General features: G+C 55.9%; 13 protein-coding genes and 1 pseudogene. 3 read left to right on the top strand and 11 right to left on the bottom strand.

Translation table 11 applies throughout. The features are described 5' to 3' along the window. Positions 1-3 precede the first annotated feature (3 nt). Together AC4IHP_RS06860 and AC4IHP_RS06865 are read left to right on the top strand one after the other, a co-directional pair. On the top strand, positions 4-6,303 hold the full coding sequence (locus tag AC4IHP_RS06860) for a DEAD/DEAH box helicase (protein ID WP_490831272.1): 6,300 nt from the start codon (positions 4-6) through the stop codon (positions 6,301-6,303). A gap of 675 nt (positions 6,304-6,978) precedes the next feature. Continuing rightward, positions 6,979-8,019 (top strand): hypothetical protein, encoded by a 1,041-nt coding sequence (locus AC4IHP_RS06865; RefSeq protein ID WP_490831273.1) that lies wholly within the window; start codon positions 6,979-6,981, stop codon positions 8,017-8,019. An 833-nt stretch (positions 8,020-8,852) separates the two neighbouring features. Here AC4IHP_RS06865 and AC4IHP_RS06870 read toward each other — a convergent pair. The 7 genes and pseudogenes from AC4IHP_RS06870 to AC4IHP_RS06900 all read right to left on the bottom strand — a co-directional run bounded on the left by AC4IHP_RS06870 (position 8,853) and on the right by AC4IHP_RS06900 (position 14,349). Further along, the gene (locus AC4IHP_RS06870) at positions 8,853-9,458 is read right to left on the bottom strand and encodes a hypothetical protein (RefSeq protein ID WP_224787094.1); all 606 of its coding nucleotides are present in this window, start codon (positions 9,456-9,458) and stop codon (positions 8,853-8,855) included. Further along, positions 9,455-10,231 carry a hypothetical protein gene (locus AC4IHP_RS06875; protein ID WP_490831274.1) on the bottom strand — a complete coding sequence of 259 codons (777 nt, stop codon included), beginning with the start codon at positions 10,229-10,231 and terminating at the stop codon, positions 9,455-9,457. The genes AC4IHP_RS06870 and AC4IHP_RS06875 overlap by 4 nt, the downstream gene beginning before the upstream one ends. 2 nt (positions 10,232-10,233) lie before the next feature. Continuing rightward, a complete protein-coding gene (locus tag AC4IHP_RS06880) occupies positions 10,234-11,469 on the bottom strand; it encodes an AAA family ATPase (protein WP_490831275.1) in 1,236 nt (411 codons plus the stop codon). Then, complete coding sequence (locus AC4IHP_RS06885; protein WP_490831276.1) at positions 11,466-11,858, bottom strand: virulence-associated protein E; 393 nt, start codon at positions 11,856-11,858, stop codon at positions 11,466-11,468. Before AC4IHP_RS06885 ends, AC4IHP_RS06880 begins: the two co-directional genes overlap by 4 nt. Positions 11,859-11,949: 91 nt before the next feature. Next, positions 11,950-12,195, bottom strand: a pseudogene (locus AC4IHP_RS06890) (helix-turn-helix transcriptional regulator); the annotation flags it as partial. Positions 12,196-12,323: 128 nt separating this feature from the next. Then, positions 12,324-12,917 (bottom strand): hypothetical protein, encoded by a 594-nt coding sequence (locus tag AC4IHP_RS06895; protein WP_490831277.1) that lies wholly within the window; start codon positions 12,915-12,917, stop codon positions 12,324-12,326. Between the two features lie 190 nt (positions 12,918-13,107). Next, a complete protein-coding gene (locus AC4IHP_RS06900) occupies positions 13,108-14,349 on the bottom strand; it encodes a tyrosine-type recombinase/integrase (RefSeq protein ID WP_490831278.1) in 1,242 nt (413 codons plus the stop codon). Positions 14,350-14,631: 282 nt separating this feature from the next. On the opposite strand from AC4IHP_RS06900, the gene AC4IHP_RS06905 reads away from it, so the two are divergent. After that, a complete protein-coding gene (locus AC4IHP_RS06905) occupies positions 14,632-15,684 on the top strand; it encodes a tyrosine-type recombinase/integrase (protein ID WP_490831279.1) in 1,053 nt (350 codons plus the stop codon). A 31-nt stretch (positions 15,685-15,715) separates the two neighbouring features. On the opposite strand, the gene AC4IHP_RS06910 is transcribed toward AC4IHP_RS06905, so the two are convergent. The 4 genes from AC4IHP_RS06910 to AC4IHP_RS06925 all read right to left on the bottom strand — a co-directional run bounded on the left by AC4IHP_RS06910 (position 15,716) and on the right by AC4IHP_RS06925 (position 19,578). Continuing rightward, positions 15,716-16,030, bottom strand: a complete 315-nt coding sequence (locus AC4IHP_RS06910; RefSeq protein WP_490831280.1) for a hypothetical protein — start codon at positions 16,028-16,030, stop codon at positions 15,716-15,718. A 189-nt stretch (positions 16,031-16,219) separates the two neighbouring features. Then, positions 16,220-16,483 (bottom strand): hypothetical protein, encoded by a 264-nt coding sequence (locus AC4IHP_RS06915; RefSeq protein WP_490831281.1) that lies wholly within the window; start codon positions 16,481-16,483, stop codon positions 16,220-16,222. Positions 16,484-16,550: 67 nt separating this feature from the next. After that, positions 16,551-16,862 (bottom strand): hypothetical protein, encoded by a 312-nt coding sequence (locus tag AC4IHP_RS06920; protein ID WP_490831282.1) that lies wholly within the window; start codon positions 16,860-16,862, stop codon positions 16,551-16,553. 13 nt (positions 16,863-16,875) lie between these two features. After that, positions 16,876-19,578 carry a toprim domain-containing protein gene (locus AC4IHP_RS06925; RefSeq protein WP_490831367.1) on the bottom strand — a complete coding sequence of 901 codons (2,703 nt, stop codon included), beginning with the start codon at positions 19,576-19,578 and terminating at the stop codon, positions 16,876-16,878.

Consider the following 19,578-nt stretch of genomic DNA (forward strand, 5'->3'; position numbering starts at 1 on the left):
GCCATGCGTAACTTCACTGATCTTGTCGAGCAAACCCTTGACCGCACGCGTGAGGCGACCTTGGGTGTTTTGGGTATCAATGATGGAGGGCTGCGGCGTCATTTACACCAGAGCCTAAGTTCCGAACTGGGTGCGGAGGGCTGTCTGCTAGCGCCTCCGGTGTTTGAGCATACCTTTGGTTGGCACGAAGCCAACTTGCAGTTGCAGGATCTTCAGGCGGAGAACCTCCTTAGTGCTGAGCTCCTTGAAACCCTAGCAGGAGCGCAGGCATACGTATTCCCCAAGACCGCGCGGCCCTATATCCACCAGGTACAGGCGTGGCGTTCCTTGCTCAACGAAAAACCACGTTCGGCCATTGTCACCACTGGCACCGGCTCTGGTAAGACCGAGTGCTTCATGGTGCCGATCCTGGAGGATCTGATTCGCGAGCATCAGCGCACCAAACAGGCGCTGGTTGGTGTGCGCGCGCTTTTTCTATACCCTCTCAACGCCCTGATCAACTCGCAACAGGAGCGCTTGAACGCCTGGACTAAGTGCTACGGCAACAACATCCGCTTTTGCCTGTACAACGGCAAAACACCGGACAAGGCTTCGAATGTTCGCAACGAACAAAAGCTCAAGCAAAACCAGATTCTGTCCAGGGAGCTACTGCGCCGTGAGCCCGCGCCTATTCTCATGACCAACGCGACCATGCTTGAGTACATGTTGGTGCGACAGGTTGACAGCCCAATCCTGGAGATCTCGCGGCAGAGTCAATCGCTGCGTTGGATTGTCCTCGACGAGGCACATACCTATGTCGGCTCGCAAGCAGCAGAACTGTCCATGCTGTTGCGCCGGGTGGTGCACGCTTTTGGCCGCAGCCCAGAGCAGCTAAGGTTTATCGCCACTTCAGCAACCATTGCCGGGCCTGAGGCTAGCGAGCGTCTACGCGGCTACCTGGCGCGCTTGGCCGGGGTTGCGGAGGAGCAGGTGGATGTTATCGACGGTTCGCGCAAATGGCCCGATTTGCCTGATATCGGCCACGAGCAATATGTGAGCCTCGCCTGCCTGCAGGCCATGCAGCCGGCAGACGAAGTGTCCAGTGAGCGCTACCAGGCGCTGTGTGCTCATCCGGTTGCCCGAAGACTACGCCACGCAGTGGTGAGCGCAGGGAAACCGCTCGGGCTCAATGACCTTGTCGGTGAAGTTTGTGCGCAGTTTGAAAGCACTACGCCCGCCGCGCAGCAGCGGGAGGCCCTGCAGTGGCTTGATGTTTTGACCGGCACTCGTCCGGCGGAAAACCAGCCGCCGTTTCTCAAATTACGTATCCATATGTTCCAGCGGATGCTGCATGGGTTGTGGTCATGCATTGATCCGCATTGCACCAGCAAATCCGAACACCTGCAGCATTGGCCGTTCGGCAATGTTTATGTCTCGCAAAAGGTACGTTGCGAGTGCGAGGCGCCGATATACGAGATTGGCTTCTGCGACGAATGCAAAGCTCCCCACCTGCTGGCGGAAGACCGTGATGGTGAGCTGCTGCAACCGCGCATGTTCTCCGGGGACGAGTTTGCGCTAAACCATGATGACGGCTATGAGGACGAAGGCGGGGGCAACGGCCCTGCGAAAAAGATGAACAGGCCTGCTCAACGTTTAGTCATTGCTGGTGGGAGTACGTTTGCGGCGCCGTTTGAACGCCAATCGCTAGATCTTGTTACTTCGAAACTGGGAGTTGTCAACGCTCAGCGGTCCTTATCCATCGCGGTTGCGCTCGAAGGACGTGAGGTCAGTGTCAACGGGGCTGAAACGTTCGCTTGCTGCAGCGCCTGCGAGCATGCAGTGTTCGGTTCCAGCCGGTTTCTGCGACGCGCCTATCTAGGGGCGCCGTTCTACGTAGCAAACGCCGTGCCCACATTGCTGGAGTTTTGCCCAGACCCGGAGAAGGGCGACTCAGAAGGGCGCTCCCCTGAGGAGCTGCCGGGCCGTGGTCGCAAACTGATAACCTTCACAGATAGCCGTCAAGGTACGGCGCGCATGGCGGTGCGCATGCAGCAGGAGGCCGAACGCTCGCGGCTGCGGGGCTTGGTATTCGAAACACTGAGAAACGCTCAGGCTAAGGCTGACTCACAACCGCAGAACACACCGACTGGCAGCCCGGAGCTTTTCTTAACCAACGCGGTTGCGCTGGAAGCGATCGGCATGATGGTCGAGGCCGCCAAACTCCGCCAGACAGCGGCAGAGATGCAAGCCGGAGTGTCCGCTGCATCGACGGCTGTTTCGCTTACCTGGTCCGATATCTTGCAAGTGTTAGCCGCAGCCAAGGACATTGATCCCTTTATTATCAGATACAACCGCCAGGCCAACCCGGCGTTGTTCGATGGCCATGAAGGCGGCCTTACCATGGCACGGTTATTAATGAGCCGCGAGTTCTCCAGAAGACCAAAATTCCAGAACAGCTCCGAGACTCTTGGGCTGATCAAAGTCGGCTATACCGGGCTGGACAAGATCGCCCGCACCCCTCCACTCTGGACTGCCACCCCGGCTTATGTCGCCAGTGGACCAGCTCAGGCTCCGCGCACTGACTTGACGCTGCAGGATTGGCGCGACTTTCTGCAAGTGACGTTGGACTTTTTTGTGCGGGAAAATACTTTCATCGCTATGGAAAACAAGATGCGGCGTTGGATGGGCAGCCGTTTCAGTCCCAAAGCACTGTATGCGCCGACCAGCGATGTGCAGGAAAGCAGCACCATCAAAAAGTGGCCGCAAGTAAAGCCCCATAGCGCACACCGGCTGGTCAAGCTGCTGGAAGTGGCAACCGGTTTAGACCGTCGCAATCCGGGCGATGCCGCCACTATGGGCGGCTGGTTAGAGGCCGCTTGGAATGCGTTGGTGGGTGCTCATATCCTCGAATCATCAGACACTGGATACCGGCTGAAACTCGAAACCCTTAATTTCTCGTTGCCTACCAAGGCGTGGGTTTGCCCGGTTACCCATCGGCTGTTGGAAACGACGTTCCGCGGGCTTACCCCCTACCTGCCGCGAACTATAGGCGCGCGGGACTACCACTGTACCCGCGTCAACCTGCCAAGCTTTGCTGCGCTGAGTCCTGATGCAGGCTCGGAGCCGAAGCAACAGCAAGTTCGCAAACTGGTCAATGCCGACGCCACCGTTGCAGACCTCCGCGAGCAAGGACTTTGGAGCGACATCTGCGACCGCACCCTGGAGGGCGGTTTTTACTACCGCGTTGCAGAACATTCCGCGCAACAGTCTGCAGAGTTGCTCGACAAGTATGTAGAGCAGTTCAAGCGTGGCGATATCAACGTGCTTAACTGTTCAACCACCATGGAAATGGGCGTCGACATTGGTGGTATCTCCGCGGTGGTTATGAACAACCTGCCCCCGCATCCAGCCAATTACTTGCAGCGTGCTGGCCGCGCCGGACGGCGTAACGAAGCACGTGCCGTCGCATATACCCTGTGCAAGGCCGACCCGCATAATCAGCGGGCGTTTGCCAATCCCAAGTGGCCGTTCGTTACAGCCATCCCAGCACCTTCTATTACTCTCAGCTCTACGCGCATCGTGCAGCGCCATGTTAACTCGCTGTTGTTAGGCATTTTTTTGCGAGCGCACAGCAGCTCAGACGGTGACCGCACCAAATTGACATTACACTGGTTCTTCGGCTCGGACAGCTCGCCGTGCCAGAACATGGTGGGGTGGCTGAAAGCTTGCCCGGACGAATTCGCCCCAGCCGTACGGCATCTAGTGGCAGGTACTAGCCTTGCAGGGAGTGCCCTGAACTACGTGATCGAGAGCACCCTCAGCGCGCTGAGGGTTCTGGAGCAGCGCTGGCTGGACGAGTACCGTAACCTTAACGAGAAAATTCAGGGTGCCAAGGACGAGGCCTACAAGCGTGCATTGACCCTAGAAAAACAACGCCATGAGGGCGAGTACTTGCTTCGCGACCTCGCTTCGCGGGCGTTTTTGCCGGGCTACGGCTTCCCTACCGATGTGGTCACTCTCAAGACCTACAACATCGAAGACTTCGTGCAGAAGCGCAACGAGCAGCAGAGTAGTCGCGAAGATAGCCTGGCCAGCAGTCGCGGAATGCCCTCTCGCGGCCTGAACATCGCCATTCGCGAATATGCACCGGGTGCGCAAATCGTCATCGATGGGCGAGTTTTCCGCTCCGCCGGCGTCAGCCTGCAGTGGCACGCCAATGGTGAGATCAACGAAGCACAGAAGTTCGATCTGGCCTGGCGGTGCCCTGAGTGCGGCAACAGCGGCATGATCGAAAACGCCTATGCTAACAGCGATAATGTGCGCTGCACCCATTGCAGTACCCCGATCTCTACCGAGCTATGTCGCCGCGTTCTGCGCCCCGCTGGCTTTGTCACCGATTTCTATGAAGAGACCACCAACGACGTCACCTCTCAGAAATTCATCCGCGTCGAGGAACCGCGTATTCAGCTGAATGGGGAAAGCATTGCCTTGCCAGATCCTCGGTGTGGGTTCCTCCGCTTCGGTCACGACGGCACCGTCTTCCATCACTCGTCCGGTGAGCACGAGCAGGGCTACGCCGTGTGCTTGAGTTGCGGGCGAGCAGAGTCGATGCTCCCGGGAGCAGAAGTACCTCCCGGCTTGCGCGCCGATCAGCAGCATCGCCCAGTCGGCGGGTTGGCTGGCAGCCGCAAGGATAAGGACTGCTCCGGCGAGGCGGTGACACATCAAGTGCACCTCGGCTACCAGATTCACACTGATGTTCTGGAGTTTTATCTGCGTAACCCGTTAACGGGGCAATGGTTGCCCGATTCAGCCGATGGCCGAGTCATCGCCGCGACCTTAGGCGCGGCGCTGCGGGACGTCATCGCCGACCAGCTCGGCATCCTCAGTACCGAAATGGGCTTCAGTCACCGGGTCGACCGCGACCGCGACAGCCGTCAGGGCCGAACGGTGATTCAGCTGTACGACGAGGTCAGCGGAGGAGCGGGCTTTGTCCTAGAAGGCCTCAGCGACATCACCCGCCTGCTGTCCAAAGCGATGCAGCGTCTACATTGTCCGGCCGATTGCGAGACTGTGTGTTCGCACTGCCTCGCAGGCCAAGATAGCCGGGTCGAGCGCGAGGAGCTCGATCGGCGTCTCGCCCTGCAGTGGTTGATCGATGCCGCTCTAGTCGATCATCTAGGCCTGCCCGCTGTTTTCGATGAGATACCTGGAGCGCGTTACTGCCCGGTCGGGCCACTGCGGTATCTGGCCAGTGCCCAGAACAGTCATGAGCTGGGCACTGCTCCAGCTCAGCTGCTCCTGTGTTTGCAGGGTGATCCGCAGGATTGGGATCTGGATCACCCGCGCTTCAGGCAGCAAGTACTTACCTGGGCAATCGCCGATGGCTTGAAGGTTATCCTTGGCATTGAGCCGGCCTGTGTGCTGAGTTCCGATCAAAAGAGCGTACTGCTGCAACTGGCTCGGATGGGCATAGAACTCGCCGAACTGCCAATGCGCGGCGGTACGACCGGTGCGCTACTGCTTGCACAGCTCGACACCGGTAATCGTTGCCATAGTGTTTACGCGAGCGAGGAATCAGCGGCGCAACCAGGTGCCGGTTGGCTGAATGGCCAAGGGGAAATCACATGGGGCGCCACTTCTGCAGTCCCTTGGCGGCATGGCCAGTTGCTCGACACCAGTTCATGGCAGAGCGACACCCAAGCAGCTCGAATCGTTGAAATCACCGCCGAGCTGGATGGTCCAGTCAATACCCTGAGCAAGCGACTGGCGACCTTGATCAATATCAAAATGCCGGAGCTCGCCCAGCTGCTGGCAACCGATCAGGCCGTGACCATTAGCTACTCCGATCGCTATTTGAAATCGCCCTGGTCTCTGATGTTGTTCACCGGCTTCGTCAAGCTATTCGAGGGGCCTGAGCTTAAGTCGATCTCCGTAGACACCTTAAGCGTAGGCGGAAGCCAACCCAGCTCCTCCTTGAGTCACGATTGGCAGCGGGCGGAGGATCAGAAGGCGGTCATGGGTGAATGGTTGGCGGAGCAGCTTGGAATCGAGCCGCAGATCTCGCTCGAGCGTAATAGTCGAGACATACTGCACGGAAGGTCCTTGAGCGTAACGTGGCGTTCAGGGCGGGTCAGCCAGATTTTGTTGGACCAGGGGATGGGTTATTGGCGTCCGCGGATGCCTTACAGGGATGAGTTGTACTTTGACTTCCAAGCGTCTGCACCGAGGCAGCTGGAGGACATTGGGGAGAAGTATTCCAGGGCGCAGATGCAGCAGGGGGGGCAGTGGCCGACGTATATCAGCTGTATCAATGAGATGTAGTCGTGCATTTGGGAGTATTGCAGCGGTTCACGGCACATGTGGTCGAGGATATCTTTACACGTAGCGGGCATAACACGGATGTTGCGACTCACGCATTGGACGCGTGCTGGCTTTGCTTAATTGCATCGCACTTGACCACTCATTTGCATTGCCACTGATCCAGTCAATTGCATTCATGCTGACCAACCGTTTGCATTCGACTTGACCAGCGCGACCGGCAGAGAACGGCGATTGTATTGAAAAAGTCGACCCGACGTGGCAGCCCTGTATTGAGAGGTGAAAGCGCCTTTTTTGCACGCAGCTACGTTAAATCTGAGCCTTAACCTTGAACCTTCTGCGCAAAACACGGATTTCAATCTCAGACGCGTACTTTTCTTCCGTGGAAATCGAAACCGACTTTTTCAGCAGTCGGCAAAAACCAGCCACTCGCGTATCCGGTACGAATGCGGAAGGATTCGTGAACGTCCAGCAAACCTACCTTCATAATCTCAGCGCTACGCTCAAAGCTACTTTCGCGTCCATTGGATTTAGCAGCCTATCGATAGGCGACCGAACGCTTACAGATGTCTGGTATTCCGGTTTCACGAGCTAATGGAAGTCAGCCATCAAATCGGCGAAACTGCGCAGCATCTACGATGCTTACTCGTACCTCCATTTCAGACTAAGGAAGGGCACATGACAATATGGAGTTGGTTCTCAAAGAAAAAGCCGGACGCTAGTGTCAAGCAGACTGGCAACGCTGCCTCTGCCACTTCCCAACCCAATCCTCAACTGGTGGATATCGTTGAGCGCAAAGCTTCCACCGGGTATGGCGGTTATGCGGACCTTGATAGCGACCTCGCACAATTAACGATGCCTGAGTTGGAGAAAAGCCCGCTGGTGCTTATGGCCTACGGTTATGCGCGCCGCTTGGCCAGCCGCGGGCTTTTCTTTCAAGGGCTAGTGGATGAAGCACACACTCAACAATCTCAACAAGTTTTCGTTACCCTGCAAGGTAGAACAGAGCAAACAATCAGGTTCCAAGAAGCGGCGGGGGCTCAAGCGGTCGAATTGCTGATGTTGTACCTCCCTAATGCCTCGAAGACAGAACTCGACTTCATTTACAAGAATGCCCTGCAGGGCATTACGGCTAGACAGATTCTGACCATCCACGGAGAGGTAATGACTGCAACAGAGGCCGGTTATTTTCCAGTTGAGTTCTGCATCAAGCTTGCGCAAAGAATCGCCTGTGAGGAGCCAGTGGCTGTTGAAGGCAGGGAATTAAGACTTATCGACGTAATAGAAAAACGTTCAAAAAACTCCTATGGACCGTTCGCTGATATGTTTGAGGACCTTAAGGTTCCCGTTCCAGCAATGCTTCGAGATCCTCTCATTTCAACGGCGACCGGCTACGCAATGTGGCTTGCTGCATCTGGCATTTTCGTTGCGGGAGGCGTCCAGCCCCAAATCCTGGTTGACGCTCGCAAACTGCTTATGGTTTTTAGCAAGGATGCGGATGGTGACCCAGACGTCATTCGTAAAGCTAAGGCACAAGCGATAGCACTAGCCTCTACCTATGTCCCAGAAATCGACGACGAGGCGGCTGCGGAAATCATGGCCGCTGGTGATGAAATAGTGAGTTTCTATGTCAACGAGGAACGTCGTTTAACACCGAGTGAAGTGGTTGAACGAGCTAAAGAGCGAGCCGAATCTCGTTCTTTGAGGCTGCACTCGTAGTATTCCACCACGCATCTAGATAGCGACTGAAAGCCCCCCAAGAAGACGCCGCCCAATTTTAGTTAGGGCCGAATCTCGAGATGACTGTAAGCGTCCGCCCAACACTCCTAGCGTGGTTAAACGGCCGCTGCCTTCGCCGATAGTGGACTTGGGTCGCGCTCTGCCTGTGGGGACGGACCGGAAACGACCAGTTGCAACTCTTAATTGATTGTCTGAAATACCCATCACTCAGCCGCCAATAGCCCATTCTCCTCAAGCGTCTGGTCAAGTCATATGCAAACGACTGGTCAGTGGCAATGCAAATGAGTGGTCACATCGACGCAATTACACAGGCGTAATATCTCGACTACATTGTCAGTCTTTAGGGCGACGTATCCAGCGGAATCGGCTGGAATGGTCTCGGTTAGCGTTGCTCACCGACCATCTGCCGTTGTTGTGGAAAGTGCAAAGATTTCTCAATATCTGCCAGGTCGAATTGGGGGATTCGTTTTTTCACTCATTGGGGCGAACCTATCAGCAGCGTTGTCATACCCTTAACGCAGTGATTTTTATAGGTGCACCTCAGGTGCAACACATAACCGGACAAAACGGAACGGGCGAGTCGTGATTTCAAGGCATAGGAAAGGTATTTTTTGTTGCACTTTGTCCGGACAACTCAAAGTGATACGCGTCAGCACATTCAGGGCGGGTAAGCACTTGGTAATCGCCATCCGTGGCGTTTCGCTCAGTCTAGGATCTCGCGACGAATCTTGTCCTGCTCTCGCAGCTCTTCGGCCAGCTCTCGCAGCAACGGCCTGATTCCACCTGTCCAGGCATTGCGCGCCGCGGCGGCCTTACCCTCGGCGCTTCGTGGCCCGGTGCTTTGTTCCCAAGGTCGCCATTGCCGGATCAGCTCCGCCTGCCGCGCCCGTCGCTCGGGCGTCCAACCGTTCGCCATGCTCAACCTCCAATAGTTCGTTCTGCGCTTTTTTGGTTTTCCGCGTGCGCGCGGGCTTCTCTTGAATACCGTTATTGACCTGGACCTGATTGCCGATGTTCGCCTGCTTCACGAAAGCTACCTGCTTGGGGTTTTTAAGTTCGCCCAAAGTCTGCAAGGTCGCCCGGGCCTGGTTCTGAGCCTTAAGTGCGAGACGCATGTAGGACTCCAACCCGCTCATTTGTTTAGCCGACAGTGCACGAGTCGTGAGCTGCGTGAAAAGAACGTTCAGAGTGTGCGCCTGCGCCACTAGCATGTTTTCTGCTTGAGACATGTCACCGTTGTTGATTGCAGCCGTCTGCCGGCTCAATTCGAGCACTACCTCGGTAAACGGCGTCTCGCCGATCAGGTTACTGCTGACAAGCAATGCGGCGCTCAGGCACTCAGGAGTCAGATAATTAATGGCGAGGGCCTGCTCCTCCGTCTCCGCCATGGCGAACTTCTTTGCCGGGATATTACTCATTCGCTCGTCTCCATCGGGGTGTTGTTATAACGCTGGCGCAGATCAACGCCAGCCGGACAGTAACGGCCGGTTGCCGCATGGCAGGCGCGGCAGCTCATCAGATGGTTAATGTGTGCCGCCTCGGCCTCTCGCCATGCCTGTGACGCCTTAGCTGCGGTGTGGATGATGTGCTGCGGCTTAACTTCCTCCACGGTGTGGATCTCGGCCGTTTGCTCAACCCGCTGCGGCCGGTTGATCCACACCGGGCTAACGTGGATCGTGTCGGCCACCAGCACGACGTCCGCATTGGCCAGCTCGGCAAGGTCGTGCGGCTCCAAATGCCCCTCGTCCAGCAGTACAGCAGGATGGGTGCCGAGCAGACGCGCGACACTAGGCAGCCAGAGGCTCGACGGAGTAGGTTTAGGAGATGGCGTGGCGAGTGTGCCGATTAGCGCCTTGACGATCTCCGCCTCGGAGAGAGGACGCTCGAACCCTGGGACTGCAACTACCGCCAACAGGGTATCGCCCTGCTGCTGATGAGCCTTTTGTTTTGTAATAGCGGTGTCGATAACGCCGCATGCTTGCACCACGTACCCGTCGGCCAACACAAGCAGGTGCAACCAGCAAAGGGTCGGATCATTAGCCGCATTCAGTTCGGCAATGAGCTCGATGCGGTGATTGCATACATAGAGTCGGTCGGCATCCGTGATGCGGTCAGCGGGACGCAGGCGAAGTTTATCTCCGTTGAGCTCGGCGGTGAGGCCGGCCCGGAGCAGGTAGTCCAGGGCGGCCACGATCAAAACTCCTCAAAGTCGACTGCAGGCGACTTGCCATGCTGTCCGTTCTGTGTCCGGTTTTCGTCCGCTTCCCGTCCGGTTTGTCCGGTATTAACGATCTTCAGACTGTCCGTCCGGTCCGGTTCCCCTAAGGGAGGCAGGACAGGACGGACAAGAAATACATGTGTACCGTCGATTCGGATTTGCTGACGATCAGTCAGCGCGTATTTGACATCGTGAAACCGCTGGCGAGTAATTTTGGCTTCTTCACACTTCGCTTTCCATGCGTCAAGTGTGATGAATACCGGGTGATCTTCCCGGCCTTGGCTATTCAACCGTTGGGCGATCTCCGCGTGCATCTGCTCGAGTGTTTCCAGCGCAGCCTTTTGATGCTTACCCAACTTTGCCAACACTGGCGCTGCTGGTGCTGTGTACTCAGTCAGACGCAGCGCGGCACCGCTGACCAAGCTGCCGCTGTCGTCGCGTACTGGTACGCCGACCAGTTCGAAGGCAAGCGATGGCGGCTCTTCAGCATCCTTCATCTTGCGCGGGATCAGCCGAACCTGCTTGTCTTCGTCGCTGCGGCTCACTTCGTATTCAGCATCCGCAGCACCTTTCAGCGCAGACGACCCGCGTGCGCCTCGCTCGCCATCCTTACCGCTGTGGTGGACGATCAAGACTGTAGCCTTCCAGTGCCGACGCAGTGCGTCAACGTTGCGGATGAACTGCCCCACGTCCGTTGCGCTATTTTCGTCGCCTCCGAAATTACGGGCCATGGTATCGATCACAATCAGCACCGGGGATTCGCCAGTAGCTTCGGCAATCTGCTTAACCGCTTCTGCCACTTTTGCAGCATTTGTGGCGTTGGACAGATCCGTAGGGGCCTCTGATACGAACAGCAGTTCCGGCAAGGCAGTGTCGTTATGCTGCGCCCATGCGTGAAGGCGCCGAGCGATACCGTTGTGACCTTCACCTGCGATGTAAATTACAACTCCCGGTTTCACCAAATGGCCGTGGAACGGCATGCCGCTAGCGATACAGCAAGACAAGTCCAAAGCAACGAACGATTTCCCCTTACCTGGAGGGCCGTACATCACCGTGAGTGCGTCTTCCTCGATATAGCTTTCAACCAGCCAGGCAACAGGCTTGATTGGCATATGGCAGGCCGCTACAAAACGGATGTCGGGAGTGCTGATCTGCTGCTGGCGCTGTGTTGCCCACTGGTTGTTGTAGGGATCTTTTGTTTTCGCACTCATGCTTTCAACTCCAAGCCTGCCAAGCGATCACGCGCCAGCTCGAAGCGATGGCGATCCTCTTCAGACAGTTCTGCACCTTGGACGATTAGGGATTGGCCAATGAGGTGGACCATACGCTCAAGCTCGATGGCAGCTTGGCTCGGACCCAGTCGACGTGGCTTGCTGCCGCAATCAGTGAACAGGTCACGCAACTCCAGCTCGACGGAGGCGAGGATCTCGGTCACCGAACAGCCGACCCAGCACTTCACCAACAGCTTCCCGTCCTCGACCTCTGTGATTTGCAGGCTAGGAGTCTTGTCATCATGTGCCGGGCAGCGAGCCGTCCACTTACCCGATTTCACTTGGCGAACTTTGTCGAGGAGTGGCAAAAGTTTGTCTGCAGGCTTCATTCAATTACTCCTCGGAGATGAAGTCGGAGCGCTGCAGGGCGTTACATGCGGACTTATTGGTGCTGGCAGCCTTTTTCACTTCGACTACCTCACGCATTTCAATGCGTTTGCGTACCCATTCCTGGACTTCAGACAGAACGAAACCCACGGGTGCGCCACGCGACTTACTGTCGCTCAGTTGAACGGGACGAGGAAAGGTAGGGTCGTCTTTGAGGCGTTTGTAGATGGTCGGCCGAGCAAGGCCGGTGATGGCTGCCAGATCGGGCATGCGGATGATGGTGGTGTCGGGGTCGAACAGAGAGCCAGCCGCGTAACCGGCGGCATTGAGGGGGAGCATGTTGCGCATATATATATCCCGTCATTGATTAAGACGGGGTCAGATTGACGATTCAAGCGGGCTATAAAAATCCCCGGTCGTGACGGATATATAGGTATCCGTCACGCTTAAGAGGGTTTTCGATACCCTTAAAGGGTTTTACTTGGACGCCCACCTAGACGGGCGTGGGGCGGTGCTATTACACGAATCCATTGCCTCACGCGTTCTATGGTTGGAAGATCAGTAATCCCTTCCAACTCCAATGTATCCATGACCATCACGGCCACTTCAGATACTCGATATTCCTGCGCTGTATCGGCTTGCCATACATCACCAGCAATGGCTCTGGCACGTTCGGCAACAATCGTCTTCTGTCTGTTGGCTACCAAGAACGGGCGTGCTTTTTGCAGCTCGGATTGACTTGACTTGAAGATCAAGTCTTCAACAGCCAAGACCCCCGCGAGTGTCGATGACAGAGCGATCCCCATTATCAATTCTTCACTTTCCGGGTGTTTTTTCAGTAGCGAAATCACGTCCAGCATGGTGCTTTCAAGCAAATGGTCAACGACTCTTCGCTCTTTCTCGGATAGGTGATTGGTCATGCTCTCTGCGAAAATCACTAAATCTTCAATTTCGATGCGTCCGTTTCTTCTTCGGATTTCCGCAAATTGTTCGGAGGCTGCATCATGGCTGTCTTTGACTGACCTATAAGTAGGCGGTATGTAGTTATATTTGTCTTTCAATCTTGTCGATTCCCGCAGCATGCATCGTATTCGGCTGAAAGTGCTCTTGAGTTCTCACGCTTCGCCCCTCCCGGATGGGCGTCAAATTGCACTATTTGAGCGCTGTTACCCGGACCGACCTTTTGGGTGCAGTTATCCGCAAAGTGGCGGTGCACAGTCTATATCTGTCTATGCGCCAACGGGAAAAGCGCTATGCCTTTTTGTTAAGTAGGCCTTGCACCACGTTGCCGCCGGCTAGCGCGTCCAGGTGGTCGGCGTACCACTGCATCATGGTTATGCGTTGCTCAAGATACTGGGCCTTGTTGTAAATGCCGGAAATACCCTCTTCCTTGTGCGCGAGCTGCGCTTCGATGTGGTTTTTCTGCCAGCCGTTTTCGCGTAACAGGGTGCTGGCAGTGTGGCGGGTGCCATGTCCGACCAATCGACCTTTGTACCCAATCCCGGCGAATACTTTGTTGATTGTGTTTTCACTGATTGTCGGGTTTTTTGGTCCGACGCCGGGGAACAGCCAGCGGCTACGGCCTGTCACCTTGTGCAGTTCGCGTAGGGCCTCGATCGCCTGGTTGGGTAGGGGAGTCACATGATCCCGGCGCATCTTCATCTTTGTGGCGGGTGTCTTCCAGATGGCGGCATCAAAGTCTACTTCCGCCCACTCCGCCAGTCGTACCATCCCGGGCCGGGATGCTGTCCAGATGCAAAGCCACGCGGCGGTCTTGGCTGGTAGGCGGCTGGTGGTGGATTTCAATGCTCGGATGAACTCTGGCAGTTCGCACTCCAGTAAGTGCGGATGTTGTTGAGTCTTGGGGGCGGGAGCTGCAATATCACGCAGCCTGCTGGCCGGATCGTTCTCCGTCACCCCCAGGCCGATGGCCCGGCCAAATATCTGATTTATCCAAGAGCGACACTTCTCGGCAACGTTATGAGCGTTACGCGCTTCGAGTGAGGCTTGGAGGGCGGCGCAGTCGGTGCGGGTGATTTCATCCAACTGCATGTCACCCAGAGCAGGGAGTATGTCCTTCTCCAGATAGGTGCGGATCTTGTTCAGGGTTGAGTCGGCCAGACCTTTATCGACCTTCGCCTTGAGCCAGTCCTCAGCCGCTACGCGGAATGTCCGGGTTTTGGCTGCGACAGTGGCAGCCTTGGCGGCGAGCTTTTGTTCCTGTGGGTCAATTCCGTCGCTGATTAGTTTCCTCAGCTTGTCCGCTTCTTCGGCTGCGCGCTTGGCGCTCACTTCGGGATAACTGCCTAACCCCATCCACGCCCATTTACTTGCCGCGTTCTTGTATCGGAGCTGCCACGATTTGCCGCCATTCGGCTTCACCCGAAAGTAAAGCCCGCGCTCATGTAGTTCTCGATATTCCTGTGTGTCTGGCTCAAGACTGTTCAGTACGGTATCAGCCAACGGGCGGCGCTTGATATCGGAACGCTTCATGTTCTGTATCCCAGAGTTAGGACTTTTTCTGAGGGTACAGCGTGGGATACACGGAGGGAAGAGATGAGGTGAGATATGGAGATACAGTCAGAAACAACAAAGCCCGCACTAGGCGGGCTTTGCGGGCTGTTTCGTAAACTGTCTGAGACAGCTAGAAACATATGATTGGTGCCCCGAGGGGGCAACGGTCGAACTGCGACAGTAACGTACCACAGGCGGCAATCGCCTGCGATGCCCATTTATGCTAGGCCGCACGGGTCTTGAAAGAGGACAGTAAGCGGCATGATCTTGCATCTGCGTGATAGCCTTTACGCCATTTTTACGCCAGGAGGGTGTGTGGCTTCTTACAGGAAACGAAGCGGTGGTTGGCGAGCAGAGGTCGCGAAGCTCGGTGTGCGTGACTCCCAGACCTTCGAAACAAAAGCAGCGGCGATAGCCTGGGCGACTTCTCGTGAAGCGGCGATCCTCGCGCAGAGCGGGAGATCACGCACGACGGCGTCGATGACTCTTTCGGAAGCGCTGCATCGATACAAGCGTGATGTATCACCCAGCAAGGCGGGCCAGCGATGGGAAGAACTACGTTTGGACAAGTTCGACAGAGAGCTTGAGTGGGTCGGTGAACTAATGGATAGCATTACTTCAGAGCAGATAGCTCGATGGCGTGATGCGCGATTGAAAGTGGTGAAGACCGCCACTGTTCGGCGTGAGATGACCCTTTTATCATCCGTTTTTGAGCTCGCCAGAAGAGAGTGGAAAACGTGCTTGGTGAACCCTGTACGTGATGCCAAACGGCCGAGCAATGGGCCACCTCGTGAACGTCGAGTCTCTCCAGGTGAGATCAGCGCACTGCTTAACCGACTCGGTTTTGTCGAGGGGCAGTCGCCAGTGACGCTGCTTCAAGAGCTGGCATATGCATTTCTGATTGCCCTCGAAACCGCAATGAGGCAGGGGGAAATACTGGGTATGACTGCGAAGTGGGTGAATCTGCGGGAGCGTTACGTCCGGCTGCCCATGACTAAGAATGGATCGAGCCGGAACGTCCCACTGAGCAAGCGAGCCGGGGAACTGTTGAAACCCCTATATAAGGGGAAGGGCGCTGAAGATCGATTGTTCCGGCTCGAATCGGCGTCTGCAGACACTATGTTCCGGAAAATTCGCGACGAGTTGGGTATTGAGGGGCTGACATTCCATGACACGCGACATGAGGCTATTACTCGGCTTGCCCGGAAGGTAGATGTTCTGGACTTGGCGCGGATCACGGGTCACAAGGATCTGAAGTCGTTGATGATTTATTACAACGCAACTGCTTCGGAACTGGCTCAACGATTGGGATGAAAAAAGCCTGCGGAACGCGCAGGCTTAAGGTTTATGCAAGTTCTCTCGATCGCCTGGCTACGGGTAATCTGGCGCGATGTTGCCGCAACCAGGTGATCACCTCACAAGCGAACCATCTTTTCGCGGCTTTTGCTCCCGTTGCACACGGCTGAACGCTTTTTGGAAAGCCAGGTTGCACGACGACTCTACGTTCAACGGTGTAGGCGGATAGCTTTAGGTATGCGGCGACGTCCTGTGCTGTCCACAACTCGTGCTCAGCAGCTACTGCGGGACGTTGCAACTGCTTAATCAGTTCTTGTAACGAGCTGAGCAGATCCGCAGGAGCTGTTGGTAACTCACTTGGCATAACGTTTCTCCCGCGCTGCTCGAGCAGCAGCTTTCTCCTCCATCAATGCAGCCCATTCTTTTGCTTTCCGTTGTTGTCTAAGCTTGCTGCACCCTTTGTGACGGCGTGTAGAGCGAGCGAAACCGCATATATCGCAGAGACTTGGAAGATCTAGCCGCACGCTTGCCATCGTTGGCCGTATCCGGGAACTCATACGGGTGCTCCATTGGCGATTGATGTGGCCAGCAGTTGAGATAGGAAGGCCACTTCGTTTGCGGTGAGATCACCTTGCTGACGGGCAAAGGTTGCGACTGCCTCGAGGCGAATCAGCGCATCTGACGTCTTCTGCACTTGATAGTTGAAAAGGGCGGTACCGACAATGCGGATAGCCATCAGGTGACGTGCGTCCCGCGAGCCTTGTGTTGGCGATGTGATAGCCTTCGGATCGCTACTTCTTTGGTGCTCTGCTTGCATAGTGTTGTCCTCAGTGGTGGTTGGTGTCGGGGAGGAGCGAACTCCTCGACACCCTTCATTTACGGTCTTAGTCGACCGTCCTTTCGGTGGACTCGTACCGCACCAGGTGCAGCACCAGATCCTCCAGTTCTTCATCACCGTCAGTGCAGGACTGCCACTTCAGAACAGCTTGGATCTGCTCGCGGCTGCATCCCATGACTAATATTTCGCGCTCCCCGCGAGCTGAGCGGACTTCGAGAATCCCCAGCAATCCGTCGACGGCGTAGGCATCCGCCTGCACGATCGGTTGACCGTTGTTTGTTTCCTTCAGGCCTGCGAGCACGAACCCGATCTGGTCCGCAGCCTCGGAGCGGGAGCCGCTCATTACTTGTATTTGCATGGTTCTCCCCTGATTAGGCCTTGAAAACCCAGCAGCGAACTGACTGGGGGATTGGGGTTAGGGGGGTGCGCATCTGCAAGTTGGCCCGGACGGCGCTTTCGGTTGGCCGGCTCGCGTCGATGAACTTGTGGGTGCGACCTTCCTTCAACATCCGACGTAGGACGCTCAGGTCTGGAATTCGCTGACGATGTTCCATGGCGACTTCGGCGAACTGGTTGAGGTTGATGGCGATTACCCCGGGTGTTTTGCTGTGATTGACCAAGGGCTCGCTGCTCAGCGATTCCAGATAGTCGTACACCTGCCAGAACTCATTGAGTTCCTGTGGATCAGTGGTGATTGCTGACTGGCGCTCCGTGGCCATGCCGAGGATGTATTTGCGCGTGTCGCTGACCATCCGTTCGGACAGTGGCAGTACCAATTGCAGGCAGTCGACCAGCGCGAGCAGCATGCTGTGGTTACGGATGACTCGATCGGAGCCAAGCTTTTTGCTTGCCCACAGTTCAGCTCGGTATTTGGGGTATGCCTCTGCAAAGCGGGCCATAATCTGCTGCTCAGCCTTCATGGCCTTGACCATGAAGTGACTCACCTCCTCAACCCCTGTCTGCACCAGCGAGTCAGCTGCTGCGCGGCTTTCCTCTGTGATGTTGGGCTTGGGGAAGTACAGCTTGGCAATCCGGCTCAGAATTGCTTCGTGGCCAACCACTGGCGCGTTCTGAGCGATCACAATGGATGCGCGGAAAGGCGGTTCATAGGTGTCGTTGCTGTTGGTTTTGACGCCACGCGTACGCAGCAGCCCCCCTCCGTAGTAGTCCTTGAATTCATCCCATTCGAACGACTTGGCGTTATCGGCGTTTGAGTTTCGATCAGCCTCGAGCAGTACCAGCGGAAGATTGGACACCTGACCCATGGCGCGGCTTCGGCCGGAGATCGAACCCTTTTGAGGGTCAAAGCCTTCATAAAGACGCCCGAACAACTTCCAAAGGAATTTGATCAGCGTTGTTTTGCCTGAGTCCGGTTCGCCCGACATTTCCAAGAAGGGAAAACTTTCGTATTCGGCGCGAATCTGTTCAGCAAAGAGGGACCCAAACCAATGCGTCAGAGCCACCACACCTTTCTCGCCAAAGCACAGCCATAGCTTGGGCAACCAGTCTTCACGGTAACCCTTAGCGTCGATCGACAGATTCATCTTCACCGACTTCATCAAGCACTTGACCCGCTTTTTGCTGAGGTCGAAATAATCCTCAGCATTGGCTTTGAAGACGGTGCCGCCCTGCACGGCGATATCGTTGAAGATGTAAGCCTTGTGCTCTTTGCTGTAGCCAATGAAGTCGATGGTCTCGACGGTTTTCAGGCCCTCGGTTTGTCGGATGATGATTTGATCTAGGTGCTTCTGAGTACCAAGCCAGGTCGCGCCGGAAAACATGAGGCGAGCCTTGAACTCGCTGCTCGAGGAAATTTGCTTTGGAGTGAAAGTGAATTTTTCCGGGGCGTTATCGCTGGGCGTATCAATTCGGAAGTAAAACCAGGCTTCACTGGTCACTTCGTTCACTTGCTTGTACAGAGCTTCAAAATTGCAGTTGGTGATCAGCTTCAGCGCACACACCGACTCAAGCACTTTGCGGCGTGCGTTTCGCTCGCTCAGCAGTTGGTCGTCATGGTCATCACTATTCAGGATCTGACGCTGTTCCTCCTCGAGCTTAGATAGGTCGAATTTCGCCCAGTACATTCGGTTGCCGAACTCTAGGCAAAACTCCGAAGTTGCGTCTTCCCAGGTGTACATGAGCATGGCCTTCTCGCGGGGGGAGACTGCCAACAGCAGATCACCTTCATGACGCGCAACATCGAGATCACGTTTGCGACGCTGATCACGCTTCTCGCCTTCCTCAAACTGCCAGCGCTGGTGCAGATCATTCCAATCGACCTTCCGACCATCCCGTTGGGGAATCAGGGCTGCAAGGCATGCGTAGCCAAGCTCTCGCGATTGCTTGGCCCAGCGTTGCAAGTAACCGCGTGCTGTCGGCTCGTTGTCCAACGCCCAAACCAACCTGGGGAGATTGCCTTTGCGCAGCTCCGCCAGCTCCTTGAGGGCGTGAGCGGGATAGACATTGCTGGACATGGCCGATACAGCTGCGATGTTGTTCTGAGTCAGGCTAATGGCGTCGAAGATCCCTTCGACAATCCAAAGCTCTTCGACCGTGGCCAGGTCGACGGTAGGGGGACACCACCAGTGTCCTTGAGCGCTGTATTTTGGCTTGAACCGAGCTTTCATCTTGCCGAAGCGTGAAGGGCGATCGATCAGGCGTTCCCAGTAGCCCCCATTCGGCAAAGGGAAGCGCACGGTGGCACTGGCTTCGTTCAGGTCCTGATTAAAATAATTTTCTTGGGTAAACCACCCGGTCATCAGACCGGTGTTCAAGCCGCGAGCAAACTCCAGGTAAGCACGTGCGGTGGCCACGGGGTCGTTATCAGTCGAAGGCGCACGCTTGCTCCAATCCTCGAATAGATCTTCGTAGAGCTCTTTGACGTGCGCGATATGGCCACAACGCTCAGGTCGGCCGCAGCGGATTTGCCATGGTTTGTCATAGCGGGCATACAGCTCTTTTTTGCCACAAGCAGGGCATTCGCCGCCACGCATGTAGTCGGTTCCGACGCGGTGTTTCAGATTGAAATCGCGCTGCAACCGTTCAAGCACTGAGTCGCGCAGATTTACTTCCAT

The sequence above is a fragment of the Pseudomonas sp. UF-293 genome (assembly GCF_058245595.1).